The 20,260-nt window shown below is 38.2% G+C and carries 23 protein-coding genes; 20 read left to right on the forward strand and 3 right to left on the reverse strand.

Going from position 1 to position 20,260, the window contains the following annotated elements; all coding sequences use genetic code 11:
* Positions 1 to 9 precede the first annotated feature (9 nt).
* Genes CDOMC_RS04480 through CDOMC_RS04565 form a run of 18 tightly spaced genes read left to right on the forward strand, consistent with a single transcriptional unit; the run spans position 10 to position 15,857 of the window.
* Complete coding sequence (locus CDOMC_RS04480) at positions 10 to 948, forward strand: SU10 major capsid protein (protein ID WP_172128294.1); 939 nt, start codon at positions 10 to 12, stop codon at positions 946 to 948.
* Positions 948 to 1,607: a hypothetical protein gene (locus CDOMC_RS04485; RefSeq protein WP_172128296.1), complete on the forward strand. Its 660-nt coding sequence runs from the start codon at positions 948 to 950 to the stop codon at positions 1,605 to 1,607. Before CDOMC_RS04480 ends, CDOMC_RS04485 begins: the two co-directional genes overlap by 1 nt.
* Positions 1,600 to 2,988 carry a hypothetical protein gene (locus tag CDOMC_RS04490; protein ID WP_185768479.1) on the forward strand — a complete coding sequence of 463 codons (1,389 nt, stop codon included), beginning with the start codon at positions 1,600 to 1,602 and terminating at the stop codon, positions 2,986 to 2,988. The genes CDOMC_RS04485 and CDOMC_RS04490 overlap by 8 nt, the downstream gene beginning before the upstream one ends.
* The gene (locus CDOMC_RS04495; RefSeq protein ID WP_172128298.1) at positions 2,985 to 3,971 is read left to right on the forward strand and encodes a leucine-rich repeat domain-containing protein; all 987 of its coding nucleotides are present in this window, start codon (positions 2,985 to 2,987) and stop codon (positions 3,969 to 3,971) included. Before CDOMC_RS04490 ends, CDOMC_RS04495 begins: the two co-directional genes overlap by 4 nt.
* A 1-nt stretch (position 3,972) precedes the next feature.
* Positions 3,973 to 4,584 (forward strand): hypothetical protein, encoded by a 612-nt coding sequence (locus CDOMC_RS04500; protein ID WP_172128300.1) that lies wholly within the window; start codon positions 3,973 to 3,975, stop codon positions 4,582 to 4,584.
* Positions 4,584 to 4,925, forward strand: coding sequence for a DUF1353 domain-containing protein (locus CDOMC_RS04505; RefSeq protein WP_236861352.1), 342 nt, complete (start codon positions 4,584 to 4,586; stop codon positions 4,923 to 4,925). The genes CDOMC_RS04500 and CDOMC_RS04505 overlap by 1 nt, the downstream gene beginning before the upstream one ends.
* A 2-nt stretch (positions 4,926 to 4,927) precedes the next feature.
* Positions 4,928 to 5,341 (forward strand): hypothetical protein, encoded by a 414-nt coding sequence (locus tag CDOMC_RS04510; protein ID WP_172128302.1) that lies wholly within the window; start codon positions 4,928 to 4,930, stop codon positions 5,339 to 5,341.
* Complete coding sequence (locus CDOMC_RS04515) at positions 5,338 to 5,646, forward strand: hypothetical protein (RefSeq protein ID WP_236861353.1); 309 nt, start codon at positions 5,338 to 5,340, stop codon at positions 5,644 to 5,646. The genes CDOMC_RS04510 and CDOMC_RS04515 overlap by 4 nt, the downstream gene beginning before the upstream one ends.
* A complete protein-coding gene (locus CDOMC_RS04520; RefSeq protein ID WP_172128304.1) occupies positions 5,639 to 6,097 on the forward strand; it encodes a hypothetical protein in 459 nt (152 codons plus the stop codon). Before CDOMC_RS04515 ends, CDOMC_RS04520 begins: the two co-directional genes overlap by 8 nt.
* A gap of 2 nt (positions 6,098 to 6,099) precedes the next feature.
* On the forward strand, positions 6,100 to 6,276 hold the full coding sequence (gene nrdD / locus CDOMC_RS04525) for an anaerobic ribonucleoside-triphosphate reductase (protein WP_172128306.1): 177 nt from the start codon (positions 6,100 to 6,102) through the stop codon (positions 6,274 to 6,276).
* Positions 6,251 to 6,664 (forward strand): DUF5675 family protein, encoded by a 414-nt coding sequence (locus CDOMC_RS04530; RefSeq protein ID WP_172128308.1) that lies wholly within the window; start codon positions 6,251 to 6,253, stop codon positions 6,662 to 6,664. The genes nrdD and CDOMC_RS04530 overlap by 26 nt, the downstream gene beginning before the upstream one ends.
* Positions 6,665 to 6,667: 3 nt before the next feature.
* Positions 6,668 to 6,916 carry a hypothetical protein gene (locus CDOMC_RS04535; protein ID WP_172128310.1) on the forward strand — a complete coding sequence of 83 codons (249 nt, stop codon included), beginning with the start codon at positions 6,668 to 6,670 and terminating at the stop codon, positions 6,914 to 6,916.
* The gene (locus CDOMC_RS04540) at positions 6,903 to 7,517 is read left to right on the forward strand and encodes a hypothetical protein (RefSeq protein WP_172128312.1); all 615 of its coding nucleotides are present in this window, start codon (positions 6,903 to 6,905) and stop codon (positions 7,515 to 7,517) included. The genes CDOMC_RS04535 and CDOMC_RS04540 overlap by 14 nt, the downstream gene beginning before the upstream one ends.
* A complete protein-coding gene (locus CDOMC_RS04545) occupies positions 7,514 to 8,632 on the forward strand; it encodes a hypothetical protein (RefSeq protein WP_172128314.1) in 1,119 nt (372 codons plus the stop codon). Before CDOMC_RS04540 ends, CDOMC_RS04545 begins: the two co-directional genes overlap by 4 nt.
* A 55-nt stretch (positions 8,633 to 8,687) precedes the next feature.
* Entirely contained in the window at positions 8,688 to 8,957 is a 270-nt protein-coding gene (locus CDOMC_RS04550; RefSeq protein ID WP_172128316.1) for a hypothetical protein, read from the forward strand.
* The gene (locus CDOMC_RS04555) at positions 8,957 to 9,805 is read left to right on the forward strand and encodes a hypothetical protein (RefSeq protein WP_172128318.1); all 849 of its coding nucleotides are present in this window, start codon (positions 8,957 to 8,959) and stop codon (positions 9,803 to 9,805) included. The genes CDOMC_RS04550 and CDOMC_RS04555 overlap by 1 nt, the downstream gene beginning before the upstream one ends.
* Positions 9,805 to 13,416, forward strand: coding sequence for a hypothetical protein (locus CDOMC_RS04560; protein WP_172128320.1), 3,612 nt, complete (start codon positions 9,805 to 9,807; stop codon positions 13,414 to 13,416). The genes CDOMC_RS04555 and CDOMC_RS04560 overlap by 1 nt, the downstream gene beginning before the upstream one ends.
* Positions 13,416 to 15,857, forward strand: a complete 2,442-nt coding sequence (locus tag CDOMC_RS04565) for a hypothetical protein (protein WP_172128322.1) — start codon at positions 13,416 to 13,418, stop codon at positions 15,855 to 15,857. Before CDOMC_RS04560 ends, CDOMC_RS04565 begins: the two co-directional genes overlap by 1 nt.
* A gap of 326 nt (positions 15,858 to 16,183) precedes the next feature.
* Here the strand turns inward: CDOMC_RS04565 and CDOMC_RS04570 are convergent, their stop codons facing one another.
* On the reverse strand, positions 16,184 to 17,041 hold the full coding sequence (locus CDOMC_RS04570; RefSeq protein ID WP_172128324.1) for a tyrosine-type recombinase/integrase: 858 nt from the start codon (positions 17,039 to 17,041) through the stop codon (positions 16,184 to 16,186).
* A 2-nt stretch (positions 17,042 to 17,043) separates the two neighbouring features.
* The gene (locus tag CDOMC_RS04575; protein WP_172128326.1) at positions 17,044 to 17,448 is read right to left on the reverse strand and encodes a hypothetical protein; all 405 of its coding nucleotides are present in this window, start codon (positions 17,446 to 17,448) and stop codon (positions 17,044 to 17,046) included.
* A 175-nt stretch (positions 17,449 to 17,623) separates the two neighbouring features.
* Between CDOMC_RS04575 and CDOMC_RS04580 the strand changes: the two genes are divergently transcribed.
* Entirely contained in the window at positions 17,624 to 17,848 is a 225-nt protein-coding gene (locus tag CDOMC_RS04580) for a hypothetical protein (RefSeq protein ID WP_172128328.1), read from the forward strand.
* A 183-nt stretch (positions 17,849 to 18,031) separates the two neighbouring features.
* A complete protein-coding gene (locus tag CDOMC_RS04585; protein WP_172128330.1) occupies positions 18,032 to 18,175 on the forward strand; it encodes a hypothetical protein in 144 nt (47 codons plus the stop codon).
* Positions 18,176 to 18,510: 335 nt separating this feature from the next.
* Here the strand turns inward: CDOMC_RS04585 and CDOMC_RS04590 are convergent, their stop codons facing one another.
* Positions 18,511 to 20,079, reverse strand: a complete 1,569-nt coding sequence (locus tag CDOMC_RS04590) for a phage terminase large subunit family protein (protein WP_172128332.1) — start codon at positions 20,077 to 20,079, stop codon at positions 18,511 to 18,513.
* Positions 20,080 to 20,260 lie beyond the last annotated feature (181 nt).

Raw genomic sequence — 20,260 nt, forward strand, 5'->3', positions numbered from 1 at the left:
GATAGACAGATGGGAGTAGCAATTAGAGCAGGGCTAGTAAGCACTGAAGAGGCTTTTGGTAAAAAAGGCGTAATGCTTGAAAATACGATAAAGAAGATAGGCTGGGCTGAAACGCCGTTTTTGGCAACTATATCAACAGCTGCACCAAGTGATAGAAGTTCAAACGTAGCTTTGGGTCACAAGTGGTTTTATGATCAAATTCCTGACGGTGAGCTTGACAACGCTCACGTAGAGGGCGGAGCGATGGCAGAGATAAAAAAAGTTAGCGGCGGAAGTTTGTCAAATCACTTTCAGATAGTCAAAAACGCTTACGGAGTAACCGGAAGTGAGGACGTGGGAACAAATGTAGACGGTAGCCCTAGTCTTGCAAAGCAGCTTGAGGCAACTAGCAATATCCATAAAAAGACGCTAGAAAAAATATTGTTAAGCGATCAAGCAGCGAAGGCTAGAGTAAATACGCCGGGATCTTTATCTGCCGGAAAGTGCGGAGGGCTAAAAAGCTTTGCAACTTCTGCAAACAGTATAGACGCAGGCGGAGCCGAACTTGAGTGGAAGCATATATTAGAAATTTTAAAAATAGGTTACTTAAACGGAGCGCCGTATAAAATTCTGATGCTTGCAGATAAGCAGACAGACAGACTCAATGCTTTGCTCGACAGCAAAACAAGAGCGACTATGGATACAAATTTCTTAGGTACCGTCGTGCAGAGTATAAAAAACACAAGCTACGGATCTAATATAAAAATACTGCTAAACCCGTTCTTAGCGCAAAACGAGATCATAGTTTACCGCCCTGAAGACATATATAAGGTGAACTGGAGAGCTATGCATACAAAAGACAGAGTAACAACAGATGATGCTATCAAAAAAGAGATTATCAGTGAGTTTACGCTTAGAGTATGTACTCCTTTTGCGTTTTGTTGGTTAAAAAATTTAAAGGCTAGTTAATGAAATTAGCCGAATTTAGAGATAAATTAACGCTATATACAAGAGGGGATATAAATCCCCCTGATTTTAGCGAGCTTAGCGAGCTTGCGAGCGAAGTGGCAAGAGAGATACACATAGCCGTGACTCCACTTGAAAAGATAGAGATAGACACTAAGCATTTTGAGGCGGATTATTTTATAGACGATAAGTATTTTGTGAGGAAATTTAAGGATTTAGAAGATAATAATAATTTTGAGATAGATTTTTTTGACCAAATGCTTATAAGAGCCTTGCTTTGCGGAATAGCACTAAAAAGATGTATAGATACAAATAGATATAAAAAATATATTAAAGACTACAACAAGGCTTTAATAAATTATGAGTTAAATAATTTTGACGAGCGAAGTTATGATCTTGACTCATCCTTGAGAGCAAAAGGCTGGGCAAAACCTTACGATATAAATAGTGCTATAGACAACTATTATGTTTGGGACGAAGGCTTTATTTCAAATTTAGACTACTACATGGCAAACATACCAAAGACTAGAGATCTGTCATATGCTAAGTTTATAAAGTTATTTTTTGATTATCAAAATAAGCTTATCACCCCCGATAGAGAAGATTTAAGAGAACTTGATAGGTATATGAAAAATAAAATAATAGGAAAACAAGATGGCTGATAAAGAATTTACGCAAATTTGTAAAGAAATTTTAGAATTTAACACAAAATTTCAAGAGATAAAAACAGAGATTTTACAAAGCGCAAATAATGTAAAAACAAATACAGCGCAGGTAGCTAACAATAAACAAAGCGTAGACGAAGCAAAAAGCGATATAGACACAAAAAAAGCGGACTTTGACGAGAAATACCCTATATTAGAAAGGCTAGAATCGCAAATAGAGCCTACAACCCAAAAGATAGATGAATTCAACCAAAACAAGAGTAGTTTTGATAGTGATTTTTCTAGTTTTAGCACAAAAAATAGCGAGTTTTTAGAAAAGGTAGGCGACTTCAACAAAAAATACACACAAATAGACACAAAACATAGCGAGACACTGCAAAAAGCGGACGAAATAGCTAAAAATAAAAAGCTTTTTGACGTTGATTTCACAAAATTTAAGAGCGATTTTGAGGGGCTAAATACTCTTTTAAAATCGCTTGAAAAGCTAAAAACGGATGTTCAAAGTGTGCTTGATAGCGGTGTAGTGAATGACGCAAGCACTTCAAGTACGCAAACATATTCAAGCCAAAAGATAGCCGAGGTTTTAAGCGAGAAACAAAGAGAATTTGATCAAACAATACAAAGCATAAATCAAAAAATATCAAACGTATCTAATACTGCGGATAACGAAAAATCGGTTCTTGAAGCTACAAAGCTAAGCACTCCTAGAAATATAAACAAAGTAAGCTTTGACGGAACAGAGGATATAACGATCACGGACGATACAAAGCTTGGCAAAGACGAACAAGCCAAAGATAGTGCATTGCTTGAGGGCAGAGCCGCAAGCGAGTTTGCTGCAAGCACGCATAATCACGATGAAGTATATCTAGGTAAAACAGCAACGGCAGAGGATAGTAATAAACTTGGCGGAAGTCCTGCTGAGGACTATCTAAAAAAAGCAGATGCTAACTTTGTAACAAAAGAGACAATCCCAAGCGAGATAAAGAGCTTTAGCTATCCAAGCGAGGAAGCAAGTCTTTATAGTCAGGTTAGTAAGCTTATACCATACCTAAATATCCATCACAAAAACACTGACGGAGAATACCTAGCTAACGTAACTAGCAATGAAATAGACTTTGATCTAGGTATCAATTTCATCTGCACTAAAGAAAGCTTTAACGAGGACAACATTACTTTTACTTGCTCTAATGAAAATCAAATAAGAAATCTCGGTAAGAGCGGTTTAATCTTTGTAGAAAACATTATTACAGGCTTTGATGCTAAGTTTAAGATGCTTAATCCGGAAGATTTTGAGACTAAGGGGAAGTCTTTATTTAGTTACTTTATAAGCCCTATTGATAATAAGGTTTATCTACAATTTGCGGGGAATTTAAAATGATTTACGGAAGTTCATTTAGAAAAACTTCATCGGGCTTAAAAGACTATGAGTTTTTATCCCAAGATAAAGGAGAAGGATTATACCATCAAGATAGTTCCGGGGCTATAACTCTTTTGGAGAGAGGAAATATTGTCTCGGGCGGAAGATATGCTCATTCTAGTTCTTATAAAAATATGTTTGGTAAAAGGATAAAAAGTATTTCAGGAGATGCTTTTTATGCCAGTAATATTAGCAAAGCCGATTTTCCCAAAGTTAAAGAGATTGGCAGAGGTGCTTTTCATCAATGCAGTAAATTAACCAAGGTGAAGTTTCCGCTAGTGAAAGAACTTAAGGAGAATACATTTTATATATGCGAATCATTAACTTCTGCTATATTCCCGGAAGTAACTTCCATCGGTCAGAATTGCTTTAGCAATTGTAACTTTTTGTCGGAAATATCATTCCCAAAACTAACAACAGTAGAATACGGTGCTTTCCACGGTTCCCCAATTAGAGAGATAGATTTTCCTTTATTAACTTCAGTTGGAGGAACAAGTTTTAGTTCATGTAAAAGACTGGAAAAAGTAAAGTTACCAAACATTGAAACTATAAGCGCGACTTGTTTTCAGAATTGTTCTAGGTTAGTTGATGTTTATCTTCCTAAAGTAAGAAGTGCTGAAGATAATGCATTTTGGGGTTGTAGTGCTTTATCATCGATAACTTTGCCGGAAGTTATATTCGTTGGAAGAGCATCTTTTGGACGTTGCGATAGTTTAACTACTGTATCTTTTCCAAAAGCCAATATAATAAAGGAGCTTGCTTTCTCTGGTTGCAAACGATTAGCAAAAGTCAATATCCCACTAGTTACCATTATTGAGAAAGGTGCTTTTTCTTCTTGTGACAAATTAAGCTTAATAACTTGTAAAAAGGGAATGAGAGACATGGTTGAAACGGCTATAAGAAGCTCAAGCTTATCACAATATATTACAATTAGGGAAATATAAAATGAAATACTACAACACAAAAACAAAAGAGACTATCTGGGAAAACTACATCATAACAGATGATGGAACTTTCTTTATAGATAATCTTACAGAGAAAAAAAGAAAAGAGTTTAACCTTATTCCAATTCAGGAAATAAAAGTTTCAGAACAGCCTAAAGATAAGTATCAATACATTAAAACAACCACTGAGGAGACTGAAGAAGCTTACATAATTAATGAAGAGATAGCCGATGTTGATATTGAAATGGCTAAGAGCATTAAGCTAGAGGAGCTTAAAGAGTGGGCTAAAGAGCAGACTAATAGATGCAAGATTAATCTAAAGGGCTTTGGGGTAATTGACGGAGGCTATAACTATATAGCCAACGCAGAAGCTTTGATAAACACTTATGAGATAAACCCTCAGAAAGTGTTTAGAATGTTTGATGATAGTTTCAAAGAGGTAACAATTGAGCAGCTTCACTCTATCAAAAAAGCTATTGAATACGCAGGGGTTCTCATTCATGGCATCAAGTGGAATATTGAAAATACTATCTCGCAGGCAACGTCAATTACCACGCTAAAAGCCATCCAATTCCCAGATACCATTGATGTAGATTTAACAAAGGTTGAATAGTGATAAAGCGACCTATATTAAAGCCGGTTGGTAAAGACAAGTTTGAGTTAGTAGAACCATATACATATAGGGGAGTAGAAATTCCCATAGGATATAAAACAAACGGAGCAAATATACCTAGAATATTTTGGAGTATATTCCCTCCAAACTCACCTGAATACCTATCAGCTATTGTAGTGCATGACTTTATGACAGAGGGCAATAGAACTCCTAAAGAATATCTTAGGGCTGATACATGCCTTAAGGATATGATGCTAGAGCTTGGGGTTTCTAAGATTAAGACATGGATATTTTACATTAGTTGTAGGGCTTATCATGTGGTTAGGTATGGAGGGGTCTAGTAGTGAATCTTTTATCAACTCTTTTAAAATTTGTAGCAGGTAATAAGATGTGGATAATAATCATCTCTGCATTAGTAGGAGTTGCAATCGGGCTTTTTATTTTAGTTAAAACACAAGACAGCAGAATAGACAGCCTTATAAAAGAGACAGCCAGGTTGCAAGCAGAGATAAAAAGCGAAAAGACAAAGCACGAAATTTCAAAAGCAGATCTGCAAACTTGCAAATCAAAAATCGACTTGCAAAACGCAGAGATAAAGCAAATTTCAATCGATAATGAAAGACTTAAAAACATTCAGCCTGAAATAAAAAAAGAGGTAGAGACAAAGTATAGGACTATCAAGGTGCCTGCAAAAGATAGCAAATGTGAAGCAAAGCTAGTCTACTACGAAAATTTATTTAAGGAGCTAGGAAGATGAAAACTACAAAGACAGCTCCAAGAAGAGCGTATTTAATTTACAGAGTTAAGAAGTTTATCCTGGCAAGAGCTAGAGAGATAACCTTTTATCTCATTTTAACAAGTGTGATCTTGCTAAGCGGTTGTAGCGCAAAGCCTGAAATCATTACCCGCACAGAATATCAAAACGTATATGTGCCGGTAAAGTGTGAGGTTAAGCTACCCGAGAAGCCTAAATTTGATCAAGATAGACTAGATAGTGCAAAAGAGATAGCAAAATATTACCAAGAGGCAGAAAGGCTGCTAATGGAGTGTGTGGATGAATGAGATACAAAACTTTTTTAGTAATTTGCATGTCTATTGGCAAGCCGCAATCATAGGTATAGCAGGAGGACTTTTAGGCAAGGATGAAAAAAACTCTTCAATGAATAATGTTAAAGGGTGGAGGTTTCATCTCTCAGGCATTGCCGCTTCTACATCATCTGCTTTTACCTGTTTGATAGTCTATCTCATAGTTCACCCAATAACAAATAGTGATGAATTTTCGTTAGGCATAGGCGGATATTGCGCTTGGAGAGGTGCTGAATGGACTAAGCACAAAATAAATAAGCTTTTAGATAGAAGACTGTCAGGAGATATTGATCATATAGATTATTCTTATGTTGGAGGCGCTGATGGTGCAACTGTTGATAGGCGTAAAAAGCATGAAGATGATGAGAGTGAATACCCACGTCCTCCAAGAGTTGATATGAACGAAAACTATAAGATGATGGAGTAGCGATGTCAAAAGATAAATTTTTAGAAGCAGTAAAAAATAAACGCACTAAATGCGTGGTTTATACTCGTGTAATGGGCTATCACCGTCCCGTAGAAAGCTTTAACGTCGGTAAAAAAGGCGAGCATAAAGAAAGAGTGAAATTTAAGGAAAGACATGAAACTAACAATACGAAGATTTAAAAATATTTTTGATGGCACGATTGGTAAATTTAGGTTAGAAAATGATGGGCAAATTTTGCTTGATGGATACTCTCTTGAGCCAAAGGGTGCAGACACTACCGAGCCAAATAGAGATAGAAGAGTTCCGCAAGGACTGTATCACATCTCTTGGCATCAAAGCGCAAGATTTAAGCGAACATTGCCACTTTTATATAACGAAGTGGTGCCAAAGAAAAGATATATCCTAGTCCATGCCGGTAATTTTCCAAGAGATACTGAAGGCTGTATTCTTTTAGGCAATAGATACGACGAAAAAGGAGTTTATCAAAGCATGAATACGCTTGAAGCCTTTATGTCCCATACAAAAGGCAAACTCTTTGAAGTAGAAATCATAAACGATGGTGTGTAAAAAATGACACAAGAAGAACAAACTCAAATAGATGTATTAAAACAAGAAATAAGCAAAATAAAAGAAAGCGTCCTTGCTATAAAAAAAGATATGGAATCAATTAATAATTCAATATCTGGTCTAAGTAATAGGATTTTTACGATTGAAAATAACGGTATAAAAAGCGCAGTGGGGAATATGCAATCTTCATTAAAAATTCAAGAGATCAAGGTCTCAAAACTTGAAAGAGAGAAAAAGTATGGAAGATTTTAAGGAAAAATATAAAGAGGTTACAAAAGAACTTTTAAGGCTTAGTGTCGAGGAAGATACTCCATATAAAGCCACTCTTGATTTTTTAGACCAAAAAATCAACGAACTTGCGGTAAGTAATGAATATAAGGTGAAAATGCTGAGCGCCATGTTGCCAAATTTAGTGGTTCCTTTTACAACTTCTGCAATGCAACTTGGAATTGAATTGACACATAAACATTTAGCATTTAACACCGAACTTGATACCTTAAAAGAACAAGGTGAAAGCATAAAACTGAAAAATGACGAGCTTAGAGAACACAAAGATCTCAAAAAACAAGGGCTTGAAAAACAGAACGAGCTTTTAGGCGCACAAATAGCAAAACTAAAAAAAGAGACAGCACTAGCGGGAAGCCAGCAGCAAGCCATAGATAAACAAGTAAGCGATAACAGAGTGATAAAAGTAGGCGCAATGATGCAAGATTTTGTAACAAACAATCACGCACACAGTATCAATGTCCCTAAGAGCATGATTGAATATTTTTTCAATATATTGCAGGGGCTTATCAGAAACGATCTGCCAGGTCTACAGCCCCCAACAGATTTTGATATGCCAAAAAAATGAGCTACATAGGGCTTGAAAAATTTCTAAACATAACTAACCCTCCGATAGGCGATGTGTATGATTTTATGGCTGGAGCGTTATTTGACGGCAATTACGCTGACGGATACGCCTATAACGCGATAAATTTGCCATCCCCCGATTTAAGAAGCTTTTTTATAGATCAGTCGTTCTCTCTTACGGCTGGGCTGTTAAATTTTAACGAGGATTTTTGTGAATTCGTTTTAATGCCGATGCAGATTATGCTCATACAAAAACAAAAATACAATATTTTGCAGTTTTTCATAAAAGAGGTAGAGAAAATCTCGAATATCAAAAAAAATATTCAACATGGTGCAGGCGAACAAACACAAAATATTTTACTAAGTGGCAATATAGGCGGCAGTGTTGAGGGGCTAAGAGCATTTCATAGAGAATTGGTGGCAGATGGAATTTTAGAAAACGTTTTTGAAGAGGTTGGACGCCATATGTTTGGGCCAGTTGGTGCAATAATTGGCGGAATGGCGTATGACGGCATTGTTAATGGTCGGTTTGAGGGTGCAAACGTAGCAGAAGCAGTATATGGAGCGTTTAAAGGGTTGGCAATAGATAGTGCCACAAGTAGTGTGTTAAAAACAGTTGGTGTTAGTGGAGGCTTCGGTGGGGTTTTTGCTGTTGACATGGTTAGTAGTTTAATTAATGAAATCTTTGAATTAGCGATGGGGGTTGATATTAGTTTTGGATTTGGTGGTGAGCTTGTGGCTTATAATGAGTTGGGGCAGGGAATATATGAGGCTCCACTTGGGTTTTTGGATGGCATAAAAAGTGTGTTTGGGATGCTTGATGGAGAGTATCTTATTATCAGTAAAGATGATTATTTCGCAACTGGAGAAATTGCTGGTTTTAGGAATAGTTCTGGAATTTATGTAGGACAAATTGGAGATGATTTAAGGTCGTCAAACATAAGTATTGAATTAAGTAAAGAAGACAAAACGCTAGTGGAAGAGTTGGCAAAACAATATGAAGAATATACAAATGATGACTCAAGTAGCGGAAGTGAGAGAGATTACGACTCAAGTAGCGGAAGCTGGGGAGGTTTTGAAGATGGTACCGGAGCAACAGGCGGAATGCTCGCGTAATATATAAAAAATAGGAAAAATGGCAGCAAAATAGATAAAACATAAGGAGTAAAAGATGTGGGATTGGATTGGCAAAACTAATGATTTTTTCAAAAACAATGCAGATAGCCTGCAAGGCTTGGGAGCTATCGTTGGAGGTGTTGGCAGTGCTTATGGAGCATACAAACAAGGCAAGCTTGCGCAAAAGCACTATGACCTAAATTTAGACATTTTAAGAGAAGAGAGACGTAGGCGCAACAAGGCAGAAAAAACACTAGAAAATGCGTGGAATGCATCAAATTTTCAAACATCTCGCAACAAAAAGAAAGAGGAGGAAGACATATAATGAGCCGTGGGTTTAATATAGAGTATCTAAGGGCTCCTGAATTTTCAAAAGGGGCAGGAGTAGGCGCGGCATTTGGTGCGATCGGTGATAGTCTTATGAAGCTAGGGCAGATAGGGGCAAATCGTCAAAAGATTGATGATGAGAAGCAAAGATATGCTGATGAAAAGAATTTTAATCAGACCAAATTTGACTGGGAAATCCAAAAACACAAAGAAGATAGTGACTTCAATAGGCTTAAATTCGATAAAGAGCTTTTGGCAAAACAAGCAGAATTAGAAGTGACTAAGGGTTATTATGACACTTTGGGTAAAAAATATTTATCTGAAGAGCAGGAAAGAACGCATAAGAGACAACAGCAGGAGGCTGAAAAAGCGGCCAATATATCTATGCTCAGAAAGATGTACCCCCAAGCCACTAAAGATTGGAGTGACGAGGAAGTGTTCGCATACGGCAACCTAAGGCAAAAAGAAAAAGACGGCAAAAAAAAGAGCGAAGATATAGACGTGCCTGATGGGTATATGCTCACAAGCGCCGATGAGATAGCGCCGCTCGTAGGCAAAGGCATAATACGGGGAGAGGGGTTTAGAAAGGTAGGCGAAGGAAAATATATCATCAAAAAGACGGATCTAGTCGATACTCTCAAAGAGGCCAAAACTCAAATTGAAATGGCGCAGCATGCGGCTGATTTTGCAAATGATGAGCAGGAGAAGGTAATACCGGATGTTTTGCCTAAAGTGCGTGATAAAAAAGAGAAAAAGAAGATGCCGGAGTTTAAATTTAAGCCGGGGGCTTACGACGAATCGGAACGCGATAGGTTTGGGTTTGATATTTACGACGGAGTGATGTAATGACTGCTAGGGAGTTTTTGGGTAACGATCTTATAACTAGTTTTGAAAAAGCCGGTTTTTCTCCGGAGAGTATTAACACCTTTGCGAAGACAGAGTATATGAAACAAAAATCTGAACTTGAGAAAAAACAAAGAGAGCTTGAAAGCAGGGTTGAAGCAAGCAATCTTAATGATGAACTCAAAGCAAAAGTAATAGCGGGCGATATAGACGAAAAGACGGCTTTTGAGGCTCAAAAAATAGATGATATTAGGGGTTGGGCAGGAATAGGCAAGGGCGTAGTAAAAGGGGTTGCAAGCATATATAACGCAGCAGAAGAAGTTGTAGACAGGCTTAACCCTTTTTATGAAGGGCAAAGAGATGAAAATGGCAAGTATATACACAAAAATCCTATAGGAAAAGCGTTAAAACCTCATATTGAGAAAGTAGAGCGGCTAGAGAAGAGCTGGGCGAAAGCACATCCTGACGAGTGGAATATAAAAGGTGCTGTCGGCGAGATGTTTGGTAGCCTTGCAACTGACCCTATAAATTTTATACCGCTTGCAAGTGGCGCAAATTTAGGCAGAAAAGCACTTTATTATGCTTCAACTGGAGCGCTTAGCAATGCTATATATGGAACAGGCATAGATGAAGATAAAAATGTCTTTAAAGATGCGGCAATAGGTGCCGGTGGCGGGGTTTTGCTTGGCGGTGTTATGGAGCTTGCCGCAAAAGGCATAAGTAGGCTTATAGCCAAAGCAAAAGATGCCAGAATAAAAGAGGCAACTTCACAAGCTGATATAGATGCGCTAAACAATGATGATTTTTCAAGGGTGGATGCAGCATCACGTGTGGGCAAGCCAAACGAACAAGAAGGCTTTGGCGTAAAGGAGTATATAGACTTTTATCTTCATAATAGCGGTGAGGATGTAAGAAGGCAGGTTTATAATGACTATCTTGCAGGTAAAGAAAAAAGCGTAATAGATGATGAGAAATTTAACGATATAAAAAATTTTAAAAGTGGGATAGAGTTTTTAAGTAATCCTAGTAAGGCGGAAGAGTATTTTGCTCCTTTACAAATGGAGCGCGATGCGGTTATGGATAGCATTTATAAAGCCAAAGAGAGCTCATTAACACAATATGCGGATATGCAAAAAACAACTCACAAGATAGTTAAAGAAAACCCAAACTTAAGACCGAGAATGCTAACCGAGCTTGTAAATTTAGCTCACAAGCCGACCAAAGAAGAGGCTTTTATAACAAGTCTTATAAATAACGGACAAGGCGTTGAAAATAGGTTTAGCGGCTATAGAATACTTTATGCTATAGAAAATAGCTTTGTTTTTAATACTCCTACGGATATGTTTTATGCAAGGCTTAAAAAAGCCGGCTTTACCGATGAGGCGGCGGAAGCTTTTACGGATAGTTACGCCAAAAAAGATTTAAACATAGCTAACGAATTTATAGGCGTTAAAGTAGACGAAGAGGGCGAAAAATTTATTTTAGATAGATTTATAAAAACAAAAGAGGCGGAGGCAAGAATAAATGAAAACAGCAGAGCAGAGGGTGCAGGAGAGGCTGGGAGGGTACAAAATAGCCTTTTTGGTCTCGGCGATAATGCAAGCAGAGCAGAGGCAGGACAAGCAGGCGATGCACAAATACCACAAAATGGCAGACCAGATTCTCCAGTCGGCAGCGAGGATGCTGGGAGAGCCAAGATCGATGAAGCAGTGGAAGAGCGCGGAGCCGTTAAATTTGATGACGCGGATAATGCCCGTATTAGCCCAGAGCAAGTGGTATCAAAAGAAAACTTCAGTATTGATGAAAAAATAATTGGCGAATGGAAAAAAGAATTTAATTTAAAAAGTGTTTATGATGATTATATAGCACAAATCCCGTCTCAGGTGAAAGAAATTTTAGGAGGAGCTGTAAGGTTAAAATTTGGGTCTTTGGTAAAATTGGTTGGTAGAAAGAGAACAGAATTTGTGTCTCTTATCAAGCCAACGCTTGAAAAGCCTGATTTTGTTGTAAAGGACGGCGACGGATATATTTTTATAAAAGATATTGGCGATAAAAAGGCTGTTTTTACAAGTATTACAAAAGATTCCGGAGGTGAATATGTAGTCTCGAGTAATTCATTGAAAAAAATAAGTACATTACAAAACAAAATTGACAGCGGCGCAGAAGTAATTTTTAAAAGCGGAGAAGCTTCAAATATACTCGCTGAAGCTTTTACGGGCAAGACGTTTCATGCCAAACCGCTTTCTAAAGATATTATACCACAAAACGGCGGATATGATACTACAATCGGTAACAAACAAGAAGAGAATACGGGCATTATCCAAACTTTCATCCCGCAAGGTAGCAAATCGGCAGGCGAGCTTGGGCTACCAACGAATTTAAATAAAATTAGTGATGAGGCAGAAGTAATTTTTAAAAGCGGGGTATTTGAGAAAGATAGCGCTTTTGCCAGCAGGACAGACTTTGGTAAAACTCCTATCAAAGCCAACGTGAAGACTGCCACGTCGAGCGATACCGTCCGAAGCTCTGGCGCCCTAAAGCCCATAGAACACTCTTCGGACAAAGGTATTATATCAAAAAAAATAAAAAATGGAGAAGATATAGATTTTAGCGATAAAAAAGTAGTAAATGAGATTCAAAAAAGTGTAGATAACTTCGTAAAAGATAGCCTACAAGACATAAACGTAAAGGATGAAATTTTAAGAGAATTTGATCTAAAAAATGTAAAGACGCTTGCAAAAGGCAAGAGTATAGATCTAAACGAGGCGCAGATAAAAACTCTTAAAAAAGATATATCAAACAGCCAAATAAAATCTATCAATGAGAATAAATTTTACTTTGATAAGGTTGGCAAAGGTGGAGATAAAAGGCGGTATTTTGTGGATTTTGACGAGAGCGGAGCGGTTAAGATAGACGGCTTTAGCAAGGCTGATATAGACGAAATTCCAGTTAGAAAAAGCGCAATGGATGAGCTTATGGGTAAAGATAAGCTAAAAGGTATGAGCTTTGAAGAAAAGGCGGCTTATCACAACGAGCTTGATCCTATCAAAAAAGAAAAGATAGTAAAGACCGCCGAGTTAAATAGGCTAAAAAGGGAGGTTAGGGGGATAGCCAACGTAGCCTTTAACGATAAAAAATCAACTTTGGTAAATAAAGACCTATCCGCGGCGGAGGAATTTATAAAATTTGAAAAAGGGATAGAAAACCCTGTAAGCAAAAAAGGCTTTGGCGCAGAGCATATAAAAAAGCATTTAGACCCTAAAGAGAGTGGGTTTGTCACAAAAAAAGAGTATCTAAAGATGGGAGACGTGATCAGAAACGGCGAGATGAGCCTAAAAGACGGCAAGAGAATTTATGAGGCTTATAACGATGAGGGGGTTAGATTTAGAGTGATAGCGGGTGAAAAAAACGGGAAAGAGAGAATAATAAGCTTCTTTTCTAACAGAAAGCCCGGCATAGAGAATAATACTCTAACTTACAATTACTCCGGGCACAATGAAATTATAAACTTTAAATCTAAAAAACAGCTTATTGCCGAAAGAAAGTTTGAAGAGTTTAAGGCTAAAAATCTTGATGAAGATGGAAATATAAAAGACGGATTGGAGCTATGCTGATGGATAAGGTAAAGTGTCCTTTAAGGGAGCTAAAAGAGAAGCAGGGCGGGCTTTTAAAGTATTTAAACAAGCTTGACAACTTTGTGGATGATGCCTTTGAAAAGGTTGAGGGCGGATATGATAAATTCGCGAATTGGGCGGATGAGAATATCCCGTATGCAGGCAAAGTTCTTGATGTGAGGAAATTCGGCAAAGAGGTTGATGAACTCTTGCAAACTTATACAAGAACTAGAGCTGCTATATATGCTCAGGCTAAGCAGTTTAAAGAGCATTTTGGTAATCTAAGTGTGAGCGATAGAAAGATACTCTTTAGGGCACTTGACGGAGAGCTTGGCAAAGACGGGTTAGAAGAGCTTGCAGGTGAGAGCGTGGTGGCAACTGAAAAGATAGTAGAAAGCCTTCCTGAGCATCTTAGAGGTCTATATACAAAGGTAAGGCAGGCTATAGACAACGGCGCAAACGCTCTAGTAGAAGCGGGAGCTCTTGATAAAGATAACGTCATAACTCACTACATAAAACACTACTATAAAAAGCATCTTGAAGAGGCGCAAGGTAACGCGAAAATAGCAAAAGCGCTTTCTCAATCAAAATTTTTTAAAAGAAAAGATCTCACATGGGAGCAAAAACAGCTGCTTGAGATAGAAGATGACGCGGCATTTGCAATCACAAACACTATCTTAGAGCAGAAGTTGCAGCTGCAAAAGGCGAATTTGCTCAAAGAGTTTGCCGATAAATTTGCTATAGATGAGAGCGAGTTTATAGCTTTAAAAACAGGGGAACCCCGCGCGCGGGGACTTCAGAGGGGCGCAGGGGATGAAATCACCGCCCGTAAAGACGGGCTTGGCTCGTCTGCGGACGTAGAATATGTAAGAGTGAGTGATGAGAGTGTAGGAGGCGGCGTTAAAAAATATGGGGCGCTTGCGGGCAAATATGTCCCGAAAGAGATACACACGGCTTTAAAAGAGGCGGAAGTGTTCGGGCGAGAGATGGCGAGGTATAATCACTTCTACTATAAAATCATAGATCATATCAAGGTGAACGTAACTGTCAAAAATCCTTTTACACATGCCTATAACTTCGTCTCAAATATGTCGCTGGCGTTTTTGCATGGAGACTTTTTGGAAAGCATGAAGATGTTTGGCAAGGCAATGAGTAGGGACGGGGAGTTTAAAAAATGGGAGAAGTTCGCGGACTCGCTAGGACTTGATAGCCATTTAAACGATCTTGAAGGAGTGATAAAGCCGCTAAAAGGTGATGTGCAAAAGGGCAAACTGCGAAAAATAGGGGAGTTTTTGTATATGACAGAGGGCTCTAAAAGCGGCGACTTCGCAAGGAGGCTGTATGCGCTGGAGGATAAGATATTTAAGATCGCAAGATTTAAGAAAAATTTAGAGGCTATCGCCAAAGACAGGGGCTTTAATGTAAATGACTTTAAGAAATTTAGCCCTGATGAGCTTGCCGCTGCGATGAAGGATGCGCAGTATCATTATGTGGACTATTCTACTCATTTTAACGGTACTTTGAAGCTAGCTGATAAGAGTGGTGTGATGCCTTTTATCCATTATTCGGTTAAAGCTACGCCTATGGTGCTAAAGGCAGCCATGAAGAAGCCGCATAGGTTTTTGATGATGCAGGCTGTGATGGCAGGGCTTGGTGCGAGCGCTTGGCTTGGAGATAATGAAAAAGAAAACCTTGCAAAACCAAAGTGGGCGGAAAGCGGAGTGCTGCCTAATATATTCGGATTAAAAAGCTGGACCAGGGTAGGCAGTACAGGCTGGTACTTTAACTCAGGGCGGCTTATGCCCGGGTTTAGGTTTGATGGGTTTGATAAGCTTGAATTTACCGGCGGGTTTGTGATGGGAGCTGGAAATATTATCTTAGCTGGTAATAGTACGCTTGGATACAGCCTTGAAGGTGAGGATGATACGATGCTTGAGCGAATTTTTAGCCGCAGCGGAGAGCTTGTAAAAAGCTACTTTCCGCCTATAACGCTTGGAAGATATGCAAGGCAGCTTGGCGAACAGGCAATCGCGGATATAACGGGGCTTGACATAGCACCAAAAGACTATAACAAAGAGGATCTCGGATATGGTGGGATACTTTTGCGCGGTGTCGGTGTGAGGCGATTTGATCCTGAGAAAGAGTATAAAAAAGAGGTAAATAAGGTCAAGCGCGAGTATGCGAAGCTCGTGCCTGCAAGAGTGCCTGATAGCAAGGACAAAGATAAGATGCGAAAGGCGAAAGCCCATAATGAAAAGCTTGCGAAGATGGATAAATCAAAGCTTGAAGAGAAGAAACGCGAGCTGGAGAGAAAATTTAAGCTATATAAGGATGTAGCGAAAAAAGACGGCGTGAAGCTTGATATAGAGCTACTTAGGCGTGAGAAGGCTGGCGGCTTTGGCGGCGCAGATCCGTTTAAGAGCCTAAAATTTGGCTCTTGATTTTATAATCCCTGAGCGCTGACGCCGAGCGCTCTTGGGTGCAAATCATATTGTTTTTTTAAAGCCCAAAGGGCAAATTCTAACTCTGTCCAAACCGCACCACAAGTTTTAATCTCTCCATGCTTGTTTCAAAGCCTTTTAGGCTTTGAAACTCTAAATTAAAATAATCCACATGAAAAAAGCGATTAGGTTAGAATTTGCCTTTTAGGCTTTGAAACTCTACTTCGTCCGCTTTTTGCAGTGTCTCGCTATGTTAGAATTTGCCTAAAAGCCTAAATGCACACAGTCAGCATTTTACAGCTCCCCTAACAAAAAGTCAAGGGGCGCTAAAAAATATTCATCCCTCTCTCAATACCCAAATGTTCGTCTTTGATAAACCTAGCATAGACTTTCAGTGTCATTTCTAAAGAGTGTCCTAGTATTTGTGATACCCACTTGATTGGGATTTCTCCTCTGACAGCCTTTTCCACCATGTGAGTAGCAAAAGTATGTCTTGTGTGTCTCAATGACCTATATTCTACTCCGCACTCCTTGCAAAGTCTTTTCCATGGCCTATACAAAGAATAGGAGCCAAATAGGTGATCACGGTTGTATGAAAAAATCCACCTAGTGCCTTTATCAATCTGATCTAGATACGGCAATATCTCATCAAATAGTGGTATTTCTCTATCCACCTCTGTTTTTGTCCTGTTTTTCACAATACCTCTTGAGAGGCTCTTTGTGATAGATATAGTTTTTTTCTCAAAATCTATATCGCTCCACTCAAGAGCCAGTATCTCGCATGTCCTAGCCCCTGTATAAAAGGCAACAGCCAAAAAAGCCTGCATGCTACCGCTTGAGCATTCTAGTAGTTTTGTTACCTCTTCTTTTGTAAAAGGGGAGGTTCTTGGGATATGAACTTTTGGATATTTGGCTTTTAAAAAGGGATTCTTGTCAAGTATGCCTTTTTCTATCGCAAACTCGCAAGCTCTTCTCCACGCTAATACAATCTTCTTGATTGTTTGAGGAGCTAGATAGCTTCTCATATGTTCTATCCATGCCACAATATCCGCTTGAGTGATTTTCTCTATATCACCTGGAAGTTTATTTGTATGCTTATATAGGCATTTTATTTCGCCTACATAAGCATAGTCTGTTCGTTCAAGCTCCCTTATGTAGGAGCTTGAAATTTGTGAGAGTTTCATATCTAGAACCTCTCAATCCATCTTTCTTCTTCGTATTCTTTCTTAGAAACTTCTATATATCCTAAATCTCCTTCTATAGTTGTAGCTAGTATTTTCCCGTTCTCTAGTTCGACAAAATGGTCTATGCTTCCATTTCCTATTGGGCTTGTGTTTCTAAATATTTTATTTTTAACAAAGTATTTTTCGCTGTTATTAGATGTTATCGTTGCAAACATCTTTTTATCTTTGTCGCCGATATAATCGCCTGGCTCAAGCCAATATATTTTTGTGCCTTCGGTGACATACATATATTCTCCTATCATACCATTATAAAATCTGACTAGGTACTCTTTGCCTTTCCCGGAGACGTTTTTTGCTCCGCTTATGATTTGTGTGTATTCTCCGCTTTTGATGTTTTGTGGTTTCATTTTTTGTCCTTTCTGAAACATTTTGTTTTAATTTATTGAAATAATAACACAAATTGTTTTATTTGTCAAGAGTTTTTAAAACATTTTGAATTATTTTTCTAAAAAAATAAAATATTTTGTTTCATTTTTTGATATAATCGCAATAATAATATATAATGTATAAGGGGGGAACAAAATGACAAAACATGAATTCACATCCAAACTAAAAGCAATGAACCTATCTGTAGCAGATTTTGCGGCTACAGTCGGTCTCAATCCTGCATCAGTGAGAAGTTTCAATGACGAAAAGCGTCCAGTCCCAGACTGGATAGAGAGCTGGCTTGCAAATTATGAGAAAGCTAAAGCTTTTGACGAGCTTTTGGATCTTTTGGAAAAATTCAGACAAAAAAATAAGCGCTAAGCACCAACACACGGGAAATGCGGGAGCAAAATAACAAGATGAACTGTCGGGGTGGGGTGTATGTGTGAGTTTTTGAGAGTTTAGCCAGCCCATTTTACGAAAAAGGAGTGTTTTTGAGAGAAATTTGCACGGATTTTGCTAGGATTTTCGACAAAAAATGAAAAATTGGCTTAAGGTTCAGATGTGGGATTTTCGCAAAAAATGGCCATAAAAAAATACAATGAAAAGCACAATTTTCAATACAAAAAAACTAAAAGTGCGGTAAAATGGGCTTTTGCGGAATTGAGAAAAAAGCGGTTTAAGGTTGGGCTGATTGATTTTGGTTAAATTTGGCTGATTTGGTTTAAGGTTAGAGTTGGCAAGTTAGTTTTATTTTTTAAGGTTGGTGGGCTGGTGTTTGGTGCGATTGGTTGTTTTTTATGAGGCAGAGGGAGGTATGAACCCATTGGACTGCCGAGCCATAATACCACATTCAGTTTTAAAATTTTAAAAATTTGAGATTTTTACATTATAAATTTATCTTATATTTTATCTACAAAACTACGACAAGAGCGCATTTTTATCTAATTTGCTATACGTTTTATGTAAAATTATATGTATTTTAACTCTTTGCCTTTGCTTGGCGTCAGCGTTGGCGCTTGCCGGGCGGCCGGGTTGCGCATCTACACCCAGCTTTCATCTGCCCAGCCGTCATATTCCTCGTCTACATAATCTCTTTCGTCAAAGAAACGATTTAACAGGTATTGTAAAAGATAGGCTTCAGCGTCCATTAGATCATCGCTTTTACTCTCTACTTCCGGATCAAAACTAAGTAGCTGCGCCTCAAGTTCATTAGTAGCGTTCAGGCTTGCGTTATGGTATATTTGCCCGGTGCGGTAATATGGCTCTAGATTTGATATCCTTGTGTTTTTGGCTTTGCCCTGATGGCTAAGCCCATCAATCGGGAGCCTGACTCCCGTAAGCTTTTGTATCACGTCGATAGTGTAGAAGAAGTCATTTTGCATCCCGGCCTTTTCTATGCCTATCCTGTTTGGCTGGAAATTAAGATAAATTTCTATAATTTTCACGCTTTTTTCAAATGGAGTCCAAAAACCGCTTGATACGTCAATAATAAAAATTCTATTTTTCTTGTCTATAGCAGAAGTCACAATGGCGGTTTGATCTTTGCCTTTATCGCTTGCAAGATCTATCGTGGTAAAAATTCTACATTCGCTTAATGAAATTCCCTCTGCATCTGCGGTTGTTATGCTTTTGGCCTTACGCGTTTTTAGCTCTCTATTATTAACTCCATCTGTTACATTCACCGTTACAAAAGGTTTATCTATATCAAAATTTAGCTCTTTAAAATATCTAAAATACTCCCTTTTAAAAATTGCCTTTTGAGGGTCAATGGCCGCACACATATACTCTTGATAAAATTCGTTTGACATTCCTTTGCCGGCTAGCAAGTTTTTAATTTGCTTGATTTTTTCTAGAGGAAATCTTGACGGCCATGAGCTCACCCCATTTTTGAGTATCGGTATTTTGATGGTTGTCCATTTGAATTTATCAGCCTCTTCGTCGCTTTCTTTTGGGTTAATGATATTGTTTAATATGCTATCGTCGTGCAATATCGTCCCTATAATTACTATCTTACCCTTTGTAGGGTGCAGGGCAGGGAGTAAATCGGCATAAAACCAACTTTTTAGTTTTTGTCTATTTGATTTGCTAGTGATACCGTATTGTCCGTTTTTACTTTCTAAATCATCTATAATAATAAGCGTTGGTCTGATGTTGTTTATATTTGCACCGCGCGGATCTTGCCCGGCTGAGATAGACACCACATAACACTTTTTTTCAATTTTTTTGCCGTTTTTGTCCTTTTGCCCGGTATCAACCAAGACTTCGATCTTGTCTTTGTTCCATGTTTTGCCACGCCTGATTCCGTAGCCTTTGGCTGTTGCCTTATCTATGATATTTTTTGCAGCTTCAAGAAAATTTATTGCTTTTTCTTCGTTGCTGGAGGCTATCATGATAAAAGGCTCTGCCTTAAAGTATATCCGCGCGGTAGCATAAATTTTGTTTAATAGAGTACTTTTACCCGCACCCCTAAAAACCGCTGCGGCTTTATATTGTTCTGGTCTATCGATAAATTTAATAAGGTCAAGATGAATTTTAGGGGTTTTATTTTCAAAAATTCCGGGCTCAATATCTTTAGCAAATTTTAGATATAGTTCTGGCGATATATCCATAAGCAGCCTTTGTTTTTTATTTTAAAGGTTACTCGTTGTTTTCCTAAAAATTTTATATAAAAATTATTGAGGACACTACAACGGACACTAGAAACATAATATATATTGATATTGTGTTAAATACGTAGTTTTTAAAATAATTTAAAATCCGTCCTCCGCAACCAAACCCCCATTTTATCGA

The organism is Campylobacter sp. RM16192 (genome assembly GCF_004803855.2).
GTDB lineage: Bacteria > Campylobacterota > Campylobacteria > Campylobacterales > Campylobacteraceae > Campylobacter_A.

Bases quoted from the DNA above. Each gene is read 5' to 3' on its own strand.
- CDOMC_RS04480 (WP_172128294.1), top strand. From the start codon at position 10: ATGGGAGTAGCAATTAGAGCAGGGCTAGTAAGCACTGAAGAGGCTTTT.
- CDOMC_RS04485 (WP_172128296.1), top strand. From the start codon at position 948: ATGAAATTAGCCGAATTTAGAGATAAATTAACGCTATATACAAGAGGG.
- CDOMC_RS04490 (WP_185768479.1), top strand. From the start codon at position 1,600: ATGGCTGATAAAGAATTTACGCAAATTTGTAAAGAAATTTTAGAATTT.
- CDOMC_RS04495 (WP_172128298.1), top strand. From the start codon at position 2,985: ATGATTTACGGAAGTTCATTTAGAAAAACTTCATCGGGCTTAAAAGAC.
- CDOMC_RS04500 (WP_172128300.1), top strand. From the start codon at position 3,973: ATGAAATACTACAACACAAAAACAAAAGAGACTATCTGGGAAAACTAC.
- CDOMC_RS04515 (WP_236861353.1), top strand. From the start codon at position 5,338: ATGAAAACTACAAAGACAGCTCCAAGAAGAGCGTATTTAATTTACAGA.
- CDOMC_RS04520 (WP_172128304.1), top strand. From the start codon at position 5,639: ATGAATGAGATACAAAACTTTTTTAGTAATTTGCATGTCTATTGGCAA.
- nrdD (WP_172128306.1), top strand. From the start codon at position 6,100: ATGTCAAAAGATAAATTTTTAGAAGCAGTAAAAAATAAACGCACTAAA.
- CDOMC_RS04530 (WP_172128308.1), top strand. From the start codon at position 6,251: ATGAAACTAACAATACGAAGATTTAAAAATATTTTTGATGGCACGATT.
- CDOMC_RS04535 (WP_172128310.1), top strand. From the start codon at position 6,668: ATGACACAAGAAGAACAAACTCAAATAGATGTATTAAAACAAGAAATA.
- CDOMC_RS04540 (WP_172128312.1), top strand. From the start codon at position 6,903: ATGGAAGATTTTAAGGAAAAATATAAAGAGGTTACAAAAGAACTTTTA.
- CDOMC_RS04545 (WP_172128314.1), top strand. From the start codon at position 7,514: ATGAGCTACATAGGGCTTGAAAAATTTCTAAACATAACTAACCCTCCG.
- CDOMC_RS04550 (WP_172128316.1), top strand. From the start codon at position 8,688: ATGTGGGATTGGATTGGCAAAACTAATGATTTTTTCAAAAACAATGCA.
- CDOMC_RS04555 (WP_172128318.1), top strand. From the start codon at position 8,957: ATGAGCCGTGGGTTTAATATAGAGTATCTAAGGGCTCCTGAATTTTCA.
- CDOMC_RS04560 (WP_172128320.1), top strand. From the start codon at position 9,805: ATGACTGCTAGGGAGTTTTTGGGTAACGATCTTATAACTAGTTTTGAA.
- CDOMC_RS04565 (WP_172128322.1), top strand. From the start codon at position 13,416: ATGGATAAGGTAAAGTGTCCTTTAAGGGAGCTAAAAGAGAAGCAGGGC.
- CDOMC_RS04570 (WP_172128324.1), bottom strand. From the start codon at position 17,041: ATGAAACTCTCACAAATTTCAAGCTCCTACATAAGGGAGCTTGAACGA.
- CDOMC_RS04575 (WP_172128326.1), bottom strand. From the start codon at position 17,448: ATGAAACCACAAAACATCAAAAGCGGAGAATACACACAAATCATAAGC.
- CDOMC_RS04580 (WP_172128328.1), top strand. From the start codon at position 17,624: ATGACAAAACATGAATTCACATCCAAACTAAAAGCAATGAACCTATCT.
- CDOMC_RS04590 (WP_172128332.1), bottom strand. From the start codon at position 20,079: ATGGATATATCGCCAGAACTATATCTAAAATTTGCTAAAGATATTGAG.